We start from the raw sequence: 14,493 nt of genomic DNA on the forward strand, positions 1-14,493 counted from the left end.
CATCATGGATTCGTACCCTACGACCCGCCGGCGCGGGTGTTGGGCAAATATTATTCTCCCATTATCGGCCGCAGTAAAGATAGACGTTTGGATGACGGAGAGTCTCAAATGAAGACACTACATTCCACAGGCCGCATATTCAGTGGCACAGGATGTTTCAAAGCACTGCTCATACGTGGTGCCTGCGCCGGTATTACAAGCATTCTGGCAGGCAGTGTCTCCTGAGCCGCAGCTACCGGTGCACTCCGTGAAAAAGGCATTCGCCTCATCATAACAGGATTGGTAATTGTCCACTCGGCATCCATACATCGCCTGAAATGAAGCTACGGCCGTACCTGGTGCACCTACCTGCTGAGTATCAATACAACCTTCCATGGTTTGAGCACATGCCTGAGCGCAATCATCAGTGGTGCAAGCGGCAACACACTCACTGTGAACAGGGACGCAAACCGCTAGGATGCCCTCGTGTATTTCCACACAGGTTGCATGAGCTTGCGCTGTATTGGTACCCGCGGTTGCCGTAGCCGTATCCTCAATACATGCGGCGTATTCTTCGGGGCAAAAATCTTGCTGGCAACGGTAATAGTTTTCAAGAGAGCCCGGCACGTCTACACATTGAACATTGCTACACGCTACAAGGCTGTTCATCAAAGCAGTGCCCTGCGAACTCATCACGTTGTAACAACCATCAACACAGCTGTAGAAGGATGTTTCATCCGTTGAGTTTGCGTAACAACCCTGCACACACGAGTAGCCTTCGCCGCAGGTCGTACCACCGGTAGAACCGCCGGGGTTCGTGCCGCCGCCAGATGTTGAACCGCCGCCGAAGCATACATTGTACTCAGCCGCGCAAGAACGAGCGAGGCAATCGCGGTACTCCGCTGCATCAACCACCTGTCCATCGCACATTTGCTGACCGCACTGAATGAGGGAAGTCCATTCACCTCGGGCCTGGCCCGTTGCTCGGTCGTAACAATCTTGGCCACAACTTTGGTTGCCATTGCATGCGTCTTCGCATTCGTAGAGCTGTGAGCACGAAAGATTGGATGGAGCACTTTCTGAGTTTGAGCCACCGGTATCAGACCCTGAGCCCGTATTGCCCGAAGAGCCATTCCCCGCCTCTTCTGGCTCGGTCGCAACCCCGCATGTTGAGTACTCCCCATAGCAGGACTCAACCATACATCCTTGAAGCGCATCGTTTGCCTGAGCGCCGCACTGCTGCAAGCACGCATCATCTGAGCAGGCCTCAGCACATGGGTTATAGAGTTCCAGGCCTTGATCGTAGCAGCCCTGGTAAACTTCTTCTTCGCAAGCGCGCAGAGCTTCAAACTCTGACTGGCCTGCGCCGCTACCCTGCGCAAGCTCTGCGTCGTAACAACTGGTATAGGTCGCCTGGCAAGCGTCAGCGCATGTCTGATCCTCACACGCTCCTGCACACTCGTAGTAAGAAGAATAACAGACCGACACGGCATTGTAGATTTCCAAACAGCTGGCACCGGCGGCGGTGTCACTTGAGCCGGCCTCGCCACTGGGAGCAGTGTCCCCGGTGGGTAACTCAGATCCTTCTGGGCCCGAATAACCATAAGTTCCTGCGGGAGAGCCGCAGCCCATCAAAGCAATCGCCAAACAACACGAGAAAAATATAACGGTACAACGAGAGGGCATAGCTGTCTCCATCTTTTAACCAAGAACGGGTTCAATCATTTTGCATCGAGAAAATGGAAGCTTCGAAACCGCCCCACCCGGTCGATGTGGGGGCACAACACCACGAGACGTTCTAAAAAAATAGCGGAATAAATCGAACCCACTGTTCAATTTAACTGAACAAATTAAGACCAACTGATTAGTTATTTCAAATCAATGGTTTAGCCGTCATGGACTGTGTTTTTACCGATACGTTCTCTGATCTTTATGAACAAATCGACAGGGGTCGCCCTCTAAGGAGCGTTATGGGCACTCTTCCAGCGATTCCATAGCAGCCCGCTGAGTTGGAGAAACCCACTGTAAAGCCGAACGATTCCACCATTTTTGAGGATTGTCTTTTTGGGCGCCTGCCCGCAAGCGAGTACTTAAAATAGGTTGAATCTGAATCACCGGCTCCTCATAAGGATGGGCGCAAAATAGAGCTTCTACGACGGTAGAGAGGACCGAGTCATTTTGAGGCACCACAAAGGAGACCTCATCACACGGAACTTCAATCAATCCGAGCTTTCCCGAACATGCATTGACCATGGGCTCAAACTGCTGCGTTCCTGAACGATGGCGAAAGGCAACTTTTTGATAGTCCCCGTACTGAAGCGAGTCTACTTGCAAAACAGCTTGGAGAACTTCATCAACATTTTCAGGCGGAATTTGAACGCGAACTTGGTAGGACGACACCACTTCGGCGCTCGGTGTTTTGAGGTGTATTTTATTTTCTGGGCTTAGAGAGGTCATTCAGGTTCCATTTATATTCTATGAAAGGGTCGCGGCTTATAGAGGAAGTGTGTTGAGGCTTCAATGGGAGGCATTCAAGAAGCGATGCCTTGTCTGCAACAATTTCAAAGTTACGCACGCCTGCGCACTCGTCAAACCCTTAGGCTAAAACTTTAAAAAGCGGCTTTTGAGACTTAACCCCTTTAAGCTCAAAATCACCGGCGTATTCCGTCTCTTGAAGTAAACCCTCAGCCACGGCTCCAGAGACATAAACCGAACCGGGCTCACACGCTGATTCTATCCGAGCCGCAATGTTCACAGTGTGACCAATGGCCGTATAGTCGGCGCGTTTGTCTGAGCCGAAATTACCGACAACCGCCGGGCCTTGATGAATCCCAATTCTCATCGAAAGCTCGGGATAACCCTTCTCTGCACACCGTTTTGTAAAGACCTGCATCTTCTCTTGCATCGCTAAACCGCAGCTTACCGAGCGCTCACGTTGCTCCTGAGTACTCATCGATTTAGGCGCCCCAAAGATGACCATCACCGCGTCGCCAATAAATTTATCGATGGTTCCGCCATGCTCAAAAATCACATCACTCATCACACTTAAGTAATCATTCAAGAGTTCCGTGATGACCTCTGCACCATACTGCTCACAGGTGGACGTAAATCCTGCCAAGTCCGAAAATAGGATGGTAATGTTACGGCTATGGGGTGCTTCATCCATTGTAATCTCTTTAGCCAAGAGTTCATCTACGAGTTGAGGCGGGAGGTAGCGATTCATAATATGGGCAGATAAGAGCTGCTCAGCTTCGGCATGGTCTTTCTCTTTTTCGAGAACCTGCAGTTTGTCTGCCAAGGCAAAGGAAAGCAGAACAATTTCCGCTGCAGCTCCCAATTGAAATGCATAATTTGTGAGAACATTAGCCTCTACCAAACCTACGGTCTTTAAAACGAGGACAGCTTCTCCAATCAATAACATGCCCCACGATGCTAAGTAATAACGTGCAGGGTGATACCCTTGCCGGACCACACAGAGCGCCGCTGTTATCCAAACAACAATCATACAAACAGCCAACACAACGGTGCTTATGAGAACCACGCGGTTTGATAAAACGAAGGCCCCGACCAAAAGGCTCAAAGACAAATAGGTAAGGCCACGTGCTATTAGAGCCAAGCGAGGCAGGCGCTCACGCATTTGCAAGAAAGAATAGGTAAATAAGTTTCCGAATAGTGAAAGCGTAATGAGAGCTAGAGAGAGGCCTTGGTTAACCCAGTAAGGAGAGTCCGGCACGAAGAACTCACTCCAGATACCATTGCCACAGACCGCCGCCCATCCAAGCGAGAGTACGTAGAACAAATAGTAGAGATGGCTTCGCTCTCGATTAAGAAGATAAATAAAGAGATTGTAAAAAAAAGTGAGTAAGACAATCCCATAAAACATGCCGATGACCAGCCGAAAGTCCCGCTCAGACTTGCGCAAGGCGTCCAAGGTAAGAACCGCTAATGGGAGCTGAATGGAGCTTGAGGATTCAACCCTTAAAAGAACAGTGGAGGTCTTTCCGTAGGAGGTCTCGAGTGGGAAAACAAAATTGTGATGTAGAATTGCTCGGTTGTTAAACGGCAGTATATCGCCGCCGCCTAAGTGCAGCACCCCGCCATCCGCATCGACTTGGTAAAAATCAATTTGGTCTAAATAAGGGTGCCCCAACTCCAAGACCCATGTCTTGGCCAAGGGTGTCCTTACGCGAAAGTCAAAACGTAGCCAGTATGCTGACTCACTGAGCCCAAATTGGGGAACCTCTTTGTCAGCGATCTTCCAAAGCCCTGAACGCACGGGTGACTGGACATCTGAAAGAGTGAAGAGACCTTCTTCGTCCTCGAGCGTGTAGAGATGCCCCAAGAGCGTTTGCTGCTCCGTTGAACCATCTATAACCAGAGCTTGGGCGAAAACCTGCCCGGGCAAAGCACAAGCTGCCCATACGACAACTAAAAGCTGCAGATAGAGATTGGTACTCCTGGGTTCACAAACTGTCTGTCTTGGGTTCACACTTGAGCTTATTGATTTTTCGAGTCGATCCCAAGAGAACAAGAATCTATTGACCTATTAACTGATTCTCAGCCCTCTTTGCCACGCCCTCTCCAGTAACCCGCAAGGGCAATACCGGAAAGATTGTGCCAGAGGCTAAAAATTGCCCCAGGTAAAGCGGTGGCAGCGCTGAAAAAGGAGGTCGCCAAAGAGACCCCAAGGCCAGAATTTTGCATGCCCACTTCGATGGCCAAGGTTCGCCGGTCTTGCTCAGTGCAGCCAAGAAATCCTGCAGCTGTGTAGCCCAAAAATAGTCCCGAGAGGTTGTGTAGAATAACCGCCAACATCACAAGCCACGGGAAAGTCAGAAGCATCGTTTGATTAAGCGCCACGATAATGCCGATCACAAAACTAATCGCAACCATCGAGATCACTGGGAAGACCTGGAGCACCGAGTCGATGCGGCCAACCAAAAATCGGCGTAATACAATACCATCAAAAACGGGGAAGAGGACAATCCAGAATACTGATTTCATCATGCCCCACATATTCACATCGACAGTTTGGGAAACGAGTGCATCGACCCACAAGGGCGTGAGAAACGGCGCAAGAACGGTTGAGGCAAGAGTCATGCAAACAGAAAGAGCGATATTAGCGCCGGCCAAATAGACAATCACATTGGAAGCGGTCCCGCCCGGACAAGCCCCCACTAGCACCAGCCCCACAACCATCTCATCGGGTAAACCAAGCGCCGCTCCCAAGGCGACCGCAAGCAAAGGCATAAGCGTGTACTGCATCGTCAGCCCAGCCAGTACCAGCCGCCGGTGCTCCCACACTTTCTTAAAGTCATCCACCTCAAGGGTTAGCCCCATGCCAAACATGATGACGCCGAGCAGCCAAACGATAGATGGTTTCGCCCAAATGAAGAGAGAAGGCGCCGCCAATGCAGCCGCCGACATCAAAAGAGCAGTCGGTAAAAAGAGGTTTCTTGCCATGCCCGCAATTAGCGCAAGGTACGGCCAATGAAAAGCGCTATTGGCGGATCTAGCCTACGACTCGCTGGGTGCTTCTTCCAGCGGGCAATAAAGCACCACGGGTTGCTCCCGGCCTCGAATCGGAACTTTTGCCACCGAGCGCCAATGAAAAGCTTCACCAGAACGAAGCCTCGTTTCATCAGAGACCAAGATCGGTGTTTTCTGATCCTTCGTCAACTGCTCAATGCGGGCCGTCAGATTGACCGTATCACCGATCACCGTGTAATCCCGGCGCTCAGCTGAACCAACATCCCCCAGGACCGCAGGGCCACTGTGAATCCCAATGCCCACCGAAAACTCTGCTTCACCGCGACTGCTCCTAAGTGTGTTGAGTTCTGCAAGTTCGTTCAACATGCCCATGGCACAAGCTACGGCCGATGTGGCGCTGTTCTGGTCTTCGTTATGCCCCCCAAAATAAGCCAGGATTCCATCGCCCATAAATTTATCCAAGGTTCCCCCGTGGGCGAAAATGATAGTGACCATCGCTTCGAAGTACTCATTGAGGTGAGTCACCAAAGTACCAGGATCCATGGTCTCAGCCAGCTTGGTAAAACCCCGAATATCCGCGAAAAGAACAGTGATATGACACCGCCGACTTTCAGTACCCTCCTGGGCAATCTGGGCCGCTACCGCCGGAGAAAAATAGCGCGCAAGTCGTGAACGCGCCTCCTCCTCAAAGTGAATCCGATGAATCAAACGGTGCTGATAGGCCACGGTCATCATACCGATGCCGCCAGCAAAAAAGATGAGTAAGGCATCTGTTAAAATAAATTGGGTGGGGAAATCGATAGCAGCTTCGAGGTAAACCAACGAGCCGATGCCCGCAATGGTCACTGCGGCAATCGTCGTGCGCCGAAGCGTTAATATCGCGATGAGTAAAATAACGAGAATAAGCGCCATGGCCACGCCAAATGATCGAACGTGCCGACCGGTTTCAATCGCAAGTTCGTACTGCATCCAAAGTGCAAAAGGTAGGTCCACCACCGCGAGAAAAAGAGTCGACGGAACTCGGATGCCTGAATATTTTCGGTAGCAAAATAAAACAGTTGCTGCGAGCGCAAGGTAGACCAGTAGGTAAGGTATTTGTTGGCGATAGCTGGAGAGCTCGGAGAGAGCACTGAAGAGAAGACTCAAGCCCAACCACACCAGAGCCCCAATCACCCGTATCTTAAGGACTGTATCAGCGAGCGTCTGGCGTTGCCGGTCGATGGCTTGCCGGACTTGCTCGGAGAATTCTGTTGTTTTTCGATTCGACCAGTTCACTCGCTTAGTTCCTTACTTCTAAACTATAGGCAAGTTGGTTGGAAAGACGAAATCTTGGTCAATCTAATCAAGTAATCTTTGCTTGCGCCTCAAGAGGTAAACCGTGAATACCAGTAAAAGAAGTTCCAAAGGGGCCCGATTTGAGGCCGAGCAACCCGAGGTCTCGTCAAGATCGTCGGCAGAGTCAGATGCGTCTTCGACAAACTCCACCCATTCAGCGCGGAAAGCCTCCGCACCGTCAAGCTTTGCCGGTTCAAGCACAGGCGTATCCCCACAAAGGTCCATGTTGTCGTCTCTACAGTTCACTTGGAATTCAATGTTGTGGTCGATGCTCCAGCTCTTATCACCCACGCCGCTTACGGTCCCGCTGATAGTACTCGTATAATACCCGCCCGGTACAAGATTCTCGGTAGGCTTCAGGCGCATGAGACGTGTCCAATTGCCGCCCCATGCGTGACTTCGCTGGTCAAACCCGACTTCATCGCCGGAGCTGTCTTTCCATGTAGCTGTCAACTCTTCCTGGGCAATGCCACTTGAAAACAAATACGACACCCAACTGTCGGGAGCGCTGGCATCATGACTACGAAGTCTTCTCGAAGACTCTGGAAAAGAAAACATCACGACATCCGAATCGGAGTAATCCCCGTGCATCCTCTTCCAGAGGCCCTCCATATAAAACATGGTTGGATAAATTTCTGAATGCAGGCTGCCGGGAATATCCGGATTCATATAGTTGTCTCGTGTCCAAATCAGATCATCGAGTAGGCCGTTGGTCGCAACTGTTGCTAAGAGAGGACCCGCGTCTTCATCGATGTATAGATCGGTCATGGTCTTCATAGATGATAGAAGGTGGTCTTCAACAATCTCTTCGTCAAACACACCCGAAGCATTGTAAAGGCTTATGAGCGCATCTACTGGAATGTCTCCATCTGGGACGGTAGCCAGCAAAAGGTCCATCACCAAAAAGCCATCGGAGGCTGGATCTGCCTCGGATTGCCCCTGGCCATCGTGATGACCAACTTGGTCCAAAAAGAGAGAGTCAAAGACCTCATCTTGGTATCCGTGAGCAGCGCAACCCAGTAAAAACGCGATGCGCTTACGTGATTCAAGGGTTCTCCAAGGCGGCGGATCATTCTCGCGGACCCACTGAGCAAAGGATTCGATAAAAGGTGGCCAGTGGCTATACTCTGCAAACTGCCGCGCCAGCTCGGGGTATTTGAGTCCTGGATAATATCCAATATCGGGGTAGGCCGCGCCAAAGAGCAGAGAGTTAAAAACATGCTCATTGGCAAGGAAAGTACGAAGCTCCCCTTCAGGTAAGTTTTCGGCCGCCCACGCGGTCACTTGGATATGTCCAAGTCCCCCATGCGCCTCGGCACGCGTTGCGCTAAAGTTTATCGACATAAACAATACCGATGCCATCAAGAGCTGATTCGAAGTGCTACGAAGTGTTGTCATAAAATTCCTTATCACCTAGCCCACATTAGAGATCTTATCGAACAACGCCCCAAGAGCAACAAAGAACCGAATCCTTGGAACCCCATTTCTCTATCTCTCACAGGTGCTGTAAAAATAGTTGGCACCACGATCATGTTAGCCCCGTTTTTGAAGGAGTTCTTATGCGTCAGCCGAGATTTTGCTTTTTCAATCAGCAATGGTGTCAATGGCGGCGGGGTCTTTGTAAATCTTGCTCCCAGCCGCTACACACTCAACCATCTCAACTTACCCCAGAGCTGTACACCCATGCTTGGTTGGGGCGAGGCCAGCTCAATGTCATTTGAAGTCATGGCCAATCGAGTCACTTATGCTCGGGTGGAGTGTATGGAGCCCAGTTCGCCTTAAGCTTCAGTCAGGGCTTGCTCCTTGCGCCACCGAGACGCGTTCGACCTTTAAAAGAGACTCCAAAACCGCCGGGTCGATGGAAACCAAGAGTCCTCGCTGACCGCCATTGATGTAAATCAAGCCAAGCTCGAAGATACTCTCTTGCGTATAAATGGGCAGCCTCTTTCGAGTTCCAAAAGGAGACGTTCCGCCAACGAGATAGCCACTGTGCTTTTGAGCTGTCTCCGGCTTTGAGGCATTTACATTTTTTACCCCGAGATGGCGCGCCAACGCACGGGTCGACACTTCCTTGTCCCCATGCATTAAGACAATCATTGGATTGGCGAGATGGTCTTCCATGACCAAGGTTTTGATGACTGAGTGTTGCTCTACCTTCAGCTCTCGGGCCGACACCTGAGTACCCCCACGGGCTTCATATTTATACCGATGAATTTCAAAATCCACGCCGGCAGCCTTCAGCATACGCAACGCACCTGTGCTTGGCATTTTCTGCTTTCCCATGATCTCCTCAGCAACGTTCATTCTTAGTCGATAAACCGCTGCTATCATTCAACTTGTCTCGTACTATCGAACATTTAAGGCAAGCGCGAATGTACATTTTTTTGTCGGCCTGTGACCGAGATCACATCAGATTATGCTCGACAAGGTCATAGTAAGGGCATGAAACGTTTAGATGAGGTCATGCTCCCCAAAGGTCGCAAACGTGTCATTTACGAACACACTTGGCGGCCTGACTTTGTTGGTGAAGCTTTAACAATTGAACTAGAAAAAGGGCAGGAAGTTGTTTCCCTCGAGTTCTATTCATCCGAACACGGCATCGTAAAATGGGTTCGCAAGCAGGGCCTCCTTCCAAGCCACAGCTGGGAATGCGACAAAAATCCGCTGGGTACACTTCACGGACAACATTACCCTACAGTACTGCTAAACGGAGCTGAGCCATTTTCAAACACCCTCAAGATTGTACAAGATGTACTCAAGCACCCATGCCTTGAGCACCTACGCTCGACACTTGGCCCACAAGCCCTTCAAGAAAAAAATTCCATCGCGTCCAAAGGTCAGCGCTGGTAACAATCGGTTCTTAGAAATTTCTACCATCCATAGACAAACCCTGATTCAATAGACCCTCAGTGATTGGGGAGAACTATGCCTAAGCCGAAACTGCTTGTTGTTGATGATTCCGAGATTTGCCGCCAACCTTTTCGCAAAGTGGGAACAGATAAACAAGGTAATATCTTGGTAGAGGTCTTAGAAGCCAAAACCGGCGAAGAGGGGCTGGAGCTCTTTAAGAAGCACCCTGGCATTCTTTACGCGGTCGTGGATGTTCACCTGCCTGGAATAGACGGATTTGAAATGCTTAACGCCTGCCGACGTTTCGACCTCGACAGATTCAATCAGACCACTGTTTTTATGAGTTGCTCGGATTCAGACGACCATCACCATGAATCACCCGACTTTCCAACACCCACATGGATACTTAAGCCGGCCGACCCCGAACTCTTTAACCGTTTTTTATTAAGCGATGTGCGGATGAAGATGGCATTGCAAACCGCTTCACTCACCGACACACAACGAACACATCTACGAAAGCTTTTTGAGGATGCGACGAACCTAGACGAGTCTCAGCACCAAGCTTTAGTCAGTTTGGTCAAATCACTCACCGCCACTGACGAAGAATAAGTCAGGCGTGCTTTTGTGCGATCATGATTCCGTCGCGAACCGGTAAGAGTAAGTTATGAACGCGTGGGTCATCGAATACGAGCGAATTCATACGTGCTAACGCGTGATCAGACTCTTCAACGGGCTCTAAAACCGCCCCACTCCAGAGCGCGTTATCAAGCATGATGAAGCCGCCCGGCCGCGTTATTTCTACAAGGTGATTGTAGTAACTCATGTAGTTCACTTTATCTGCATCAATAAAGCTGAGATCGATAGGGCCTTTAATTTGTGGCAATGACTCAAGTGCGGTTCCCTGCATTAAAGTGATTTTGTCACCCCATGGGCATCGCTGAAAATACCGGCGCGCCATGTCTGCATGCTTTGGGTCATACTCAAGAGTAATCAATTCGCCGTCTTCAGGGAGTACCTCTGCCATCTTCATGGAGCTGTAACCCGTAAACGTACCTACTTCGACGATTCGTTTTGCACCGCTGCTGCGAATCATCATTTGTAGAAAGCTGCCCACCAAGTGGCCCGCAATCATCTGAGGGCATTCCATATTCGCGTAGGTCTCGTCGCGAAGCTCTTTAAAGAGAGCATGCTCCGGGGTTGAGTGAGCCAACGCGTATTCTTCAATCTTTTCGTCTACTAATCTTGGCACGTAAAACCCCCTTGAATGTGAGCGCCCTTATTGATCAGCTCAACCCGAAAGTTCAAGTAGGAAAAACAATAAATCACCAATTGTATAGCTGAGCTAAATTCTCGTATTTGTATTTACTTCCCTATTAAGTCCCCGCTTCCCAAAACGAATCATTTCATTCTAAACGATTAGTCCGTCCGCCGTCAGATTTCCGACGAGAGAAGCTCTTACCTGCGGGGAAATCAATGATTCGCACGACAGATACGAAAACACAGTAATGTTAGAGCCTTAGAAGTATTCTGGAGGTTTTCGAAGAAACAATCGTTCACGCATTATGCCCATCTTTCTCCGAAATCTATCAGCTCCTATCTTCATCGTACCGACACCGTGTGACATGCGCCTACTTTATAAATCTCAAAATAGGTCGCAAACCTTGGTCATCCCGACACCGCGCCTCTAAGACGACGAAGTCCTGACGATCCATTTACCCTAACGACCGCAACACGTGATCCAGATCACACTCAGCGTCCCATTTTGACCTAAAACGGTTCAAAGCCTTATGGCATCAGGCTTGCAGTAGTTCATACGAAGACAAGAAACCACGACGCACCAGGGGAGAGAGTGATGTCAGCAAGAGTGAACAAATCGGAGTCCGGCCTTACGCCATGGAACTATTCAGCGGGTGAGTTGGCAAGTCATGATGATTGCCGCGGAGCTGCCCCCACCGGAACCGTGACCCTGGTTTTTACTGACATCGAAGGATCCTCCGCTCTATGGGAACGGTACGGCGAAGACTTCGCACCGGTTCTCAATATGCATCAAGAAATATTTCGTCGCGGCATCGCGAAATTTAGTGGCTATGAAGTGAAGACTGAGGGGGACGCCTTTATGGTTGCGTTCTCTCAACCCGCCAAAGCTGCGGAGTTTTGCATGGATATTCAAAACAAACTCGACCGCGCGCCCTGGCCCCATCGCCTCATCGGCGACACCGTCTATCAGGACCTTTCCCACTGCAGCTCTCCCATCCGTGGCCTTCGCGTTCGAATGGGAATTCACACCGGCCCCGTAAGCAGCCACCGAGATCCTACAACGGGACGAATGGATTATTTCGGACCATCGGTGAATCGAGCGGCTCGGGTTTCAGATGCGGCGCACGGAGGTCAAATTTTACTCTCACGAGCAACGTGGGGTCTGGTCAAACACGAACTGACCGGTATTGAATACCAGAGCTTCGGTGAATTCCAGCTCAAAGGCATGCGTGAACGCGAGGAATTGATTCAACTCAACCTCCAAACTCATGCACCGCGCGCCTTCCCAGGGGCACGCACAACCCAAAGTAAACAAACCAATCTAGCGACACGACTTAATGACTTTGTAGGCCGCGGCCAGGAGCAAGAGACCGTCATCGACTCCCTCCAGAACACGGATGGGTTCGTAACTCTTCTCGGAGCTGGAGGTATTGGAAAGACGAGGCTCTCGCAGGAAATCGGTCGTCAAACACTTGGTCTTTGGACCGGTGGAGTCTGGTTTGTAGACCTCTCAAAGGCTCAGAGTTCAGAAGAGATGTATCAGCAACTTGGCGAGACTTTTGGAGCAAGACCAGGCAGCGACAAGAGTGACCATACGATTTGCAAACTCCTCAAAGCCAAGGGTGATTGCTTGGTCATTTTGGATAACGTGGAGCAACTCGTAGAGACTTTAGCCACGGCGCTCAAAAACTGGATGCACCAAACCCCCAACACTCGTTTTCTTATAACCAGCCGGGAGCGTCTGAAGATCGAAGGCGAAAATGTATTCTTCCTCAAGCCACTTACCAAAGAAGATGCCATTGAGCTCTTTGAACGCCGGGCAAAAAAATGTCGACCTGACTTTAAGATAACGCCAGCGAATCGTGCCGACGTTGAAGAAATCGTGGAAAAGCTCGACCGTGTATCCTTGGCAATTGAACTTGCAGCAGCAAGAATCCGCGTTCTTTCACCGGCTCGAATCGCCTCACGGCTCAATGAACGATTTGAGTTTTTGCAAAACCCTCAGCAAGAAACCCCCGAACGCCAAGCAACACTTGGCGGTGTCATTGACTGGTCTTGGAAGCTCTTGGAGCCCTGGGAAAAAATGGCCTTGGCCCAGTGCAGCGTATTCACGGGCAGTTTTACCTTAGATGCTGCCGAAGCCGTTGTAGACGTTGAGGCGTGGGGCAAAGCTCCTTGGTTCCTAGATATCTTTCAAGCTTTACAAGATAAATGTCTCATCTTTATGGAGAAATCTCCAAATGGTGAAAACCGGTTCTTCATGTTTGAATCCGTAAGACTTTTTGTCATGAATAAACTATCTGAGCCAAATTCAATTCAAGACGAAGAGGGTATTTCTCAAACCGATGAGCAAACCTTCAACAGTGTCGCCGAGCGATTTGTAAATCATTACGCACAGTTTGGGAGCCGGCAATCTCTTGACCAGCTCAGCCAACCAGAGGCTGAGTTGAAACTCCAAAGGCTAGCCGAAGAGATAGGGAATCTCATGACAGCGATGAATCGCGCTTTGGTTTGCGGCAACAATAAAATGGCATGCCAAGCCTTCTTTGCCGCGGTGACGGTATTAAAAACAAAGGGTCAGGCCGAACAAATCATCGAGCTCGCACAACTGATTTTAAGGCAGTCTAACTTAAACCCTATCAATCGCTTACGGGTTCAGATTATTCGAGCTGGCGCCCTTCGCATTACAGGACAAATTCACCGCGCTAACATTGCCACCAATTGGACCCTTGGCTCGGCCGAGAAGTGCAACGACAAACGGTGGCACGCTGAGGCACTGCTGGAAGCAGCTCAACTTCGTATTGAAGAGGGGCGACTCCAATGTGCCGAGGATTGCTTAGAGCTTGCCGAAAAAACTTTCGTCAAACTTAACCTGCCTCTTCGCACCGCCCGGTCGCTAACACTTTTAGGGAAAGCACTCATTCAACGCGGAGAGTACGAACTCGCATCCGTAACGCTTGAGCGTTCACTCCATGTGAGCCGCGAGCACGCAGACCGGTTATCTGAAGCTTCAACGCTTTTGCAACTTGGGATCCTTCATTTACGCCAAGGGCGTTACGTTCAAACAAGGCCACTCCTAGACGAGGCGCAGGACATTTTTGAACTGGCAGGTCATCTACCGGGCAAGATGACCTGCCTATTTTCACGCGGAGAACTTTATTATGAAGAGCGCCGGATCGATTTGGCCCTAGCCGCACTTGAAGAAGCATTAGAAATTTCAAAGACACTTCAGTCACCTCAGTGGGAGGCCAGCATCTTGGGCTTAATGGGCGCAACATCGCTTTTGCTCAAAGACCTCTCCAGTGCGCGCGCCAAAATTGAACGCGCAACGACCATTCTCGAGGATCTAAATACACCTCACCGGTTCACTTTCGTTTTAGCCTACCGGGGCGAGCTGGACCGGCTAACCGGCGAGTGCTCAAAGGCATGGGACAGCCTTGACCAAGCTGCCATTCAAAGCGGGGTACTGGGAACCATTCCAGCTACGTCGGTCTCACAAGCGGTTCATCGTCTGCATGGTGCACTTTCCGGACAAGGTGACAACGACCCAACCGTTGAGGTTTCCGCAATTTTCTAAACCAA

The 14,493-nt window shown here is 50.3% G+C and carries 12 protein-coding genes; 4 read left to right on the forward strand and 8 right to left on the reverse strand.

The annotated features are described in order from the left end of the window. Nucleotides 1–117: 117 nt before the first annotated feature. The 6 genes from HOK28_17970 to HOK28_17995 all read right to left on the reverse strand — a co-directional run bounded on the left by HOK28_17970 (nt 118) and on the right by HOK28_17995 (nt 8,202). On the reverse strand, nt 118–1,665 hold the full coding sequence (locus tag HOK28_17970) for a hypothetical protein (GenBank protein ID MBT6434991.1): 1,548 nt from the start codon (nt 1,663–1,665) through the stop codon (nt 118–120). A 282-nt stretch (nt 1,666–1,947) separates the two neighbouring features. Beyond that, nucleotides 1,948–2,436: a hypothetical protein gene (locus HOK28_17975; GenBank protein MBT6434992.1), complete on the reverse strand. Its 489-nt coding sequence runs from the start codon at nt 2,434–2,436 to the stop codon at nt 1,948–1,950. A gap of 139 nt (nt 2,437–2,575) precedes the next feature. Next, entirely contained in the window at nt 2,576–4,468 is a 1,893-nt protein-coding gene (locus HOK28_17980; GenBank protein MBT6434993.1) for a hypothetical protein, read from the reverse strand. A 68-nt stretch (nt 4,469–4,536) separates the two neighbouring features. After that, nucleotides 4,537–5,442, reverse strand: coding sequence for a bile acid:sodium symporter family protein (locus HOK28_17985; GenBank protein ID MBT6434994.1), 906 nt, complete (start codon nt 5,440–5,442; stop codon nt 4,537–4,539). Nucleotides 5,443–5,496: 54 nt separating this feature from the next. Beyond that, nucleotides 5,497–6,744 carry an adenylate/guanylate cyclase domain-containing protein gene (locus tag HOK28_17990; GenBank protein ID MBT6434995.1) on the reverse strand — a complete coding sequence of 416 codons (1,248 nt, stop codon included), beginning with the start codon at nt 6,742–6,744 and terminating at the stop codon, nt 5,497–5,499. Between the two features lie 63 nt (nt 6,745–6,807). After that, the gene (locus tag HOK28_17995) at nt 6,808–8,202 is read right to left on the reverse strand and encodes a zinc dependent phospholipase C family protein (GenBank protein ID MBT6434996.1); all 1,395 of its coding nucleotides are present in this window, start codon (nt 8,200–8,202) and stop codon (nt 6,808–6,810) included. Nucleotides 8,203–8,334: 132 nt separating this feature from the next. Here HOK28_17995 and HOK28_18000 point away from each other — a divergent pair, with 132 nt between their 5' ends. Continuing rightward, nucleotides 8,335–8,586, forward strand: a complete 252-nt coding sequence (locus HOK28_18000; GenBank protein MBT6434997.1) for a hypothetical protein — start codon at nt 8,335–8,337, stop codon at nt 8,584–8,586. Between the two features lie 3 nt (nt 8,587–8,589). Here HOK28_18000 and HOK28_18005 read toward each other — a convergent pair whose 3' ends face one another. Beyond that, nucleotides 8,590–9,087 carry a Cys-tRNA(Pro) deacylase gene (locus tag HOK28_18005; protein MBT6434998.1) on the reverse strand — a complete coding sequence of 166 codons (498 nt, stop codon included), beginning with the start codon at nt 9,085–9,087 and terminating at the stop codon, nt 8,590–8,592. Between the two features lie 159 nt (nt 9,088–9,246). On the opposite strand from HOK28_18005, the gene HOK28_18010 reads away from it, so the two are divergent. Continuing rightward, on the forward strand, nt 9,247–9,654 hold the full coding sequence (locus HOK28_18010; GenBank protein ID MBT6434999.1) for a hypothetical protein: 408 nt from the start codon (nt 9,247–9,249) through the stop codon (nt 9,652–9,654). 75 nt (nt 9,655–9,729) lie between these two features. Beyond that, nucleotides 9,730–10,263, forward strand: coding sequence for a response regulator (locus tag HOK28_18015; protein MBT6435000.1), 534 nt, complete (start codon nt 9,730–9,732; stop codon nt 10,261–10,263). 1 nt (nt 10,264) lies between these two features. On the opposite strand, the gene HOK28_18020 is transcribed toward HOK28_18015, so the two are convergent. After that, nucleotides 10,265–10,903 (reverse strand): methyltransferase, encoded by a 639-nt coding sequence (locus HOK28_18020; GenBank protein ID MBT6435001.1) that lies wholly within the window; start codon nt 10,901–10,903, stop codon nt 10,265–10,267. Nucleotides 10,904–11,506: 603 nt separating this feature from the next. Here HOK28_18020 and HOK28_18025 point away from each other — a divergent pair. Beyond that, nucleotides 11,507–14,488 (forward strand): tetratricopeptide repeat protein, encoded by a 2,982-nt coding sequence (locus tag HOK28_18025; GenBank protein ID MBT6435002.1) that lies wholly within the window; start codon nt 11,507–11,509, stop codon nt 14,486–14,488. Nucleotides 14,489–14,493: the final 5 nt, after the last annotated feature.

This window comes from Deltaproteobacteria bacterium, assembly GCA_018668695.1.
Classification (GTDB): Bacteria; Myxococcota; XYA12-FULL-58-9; order XYA12-FULL-58-9; family JABJBS01; genus JABJBS01.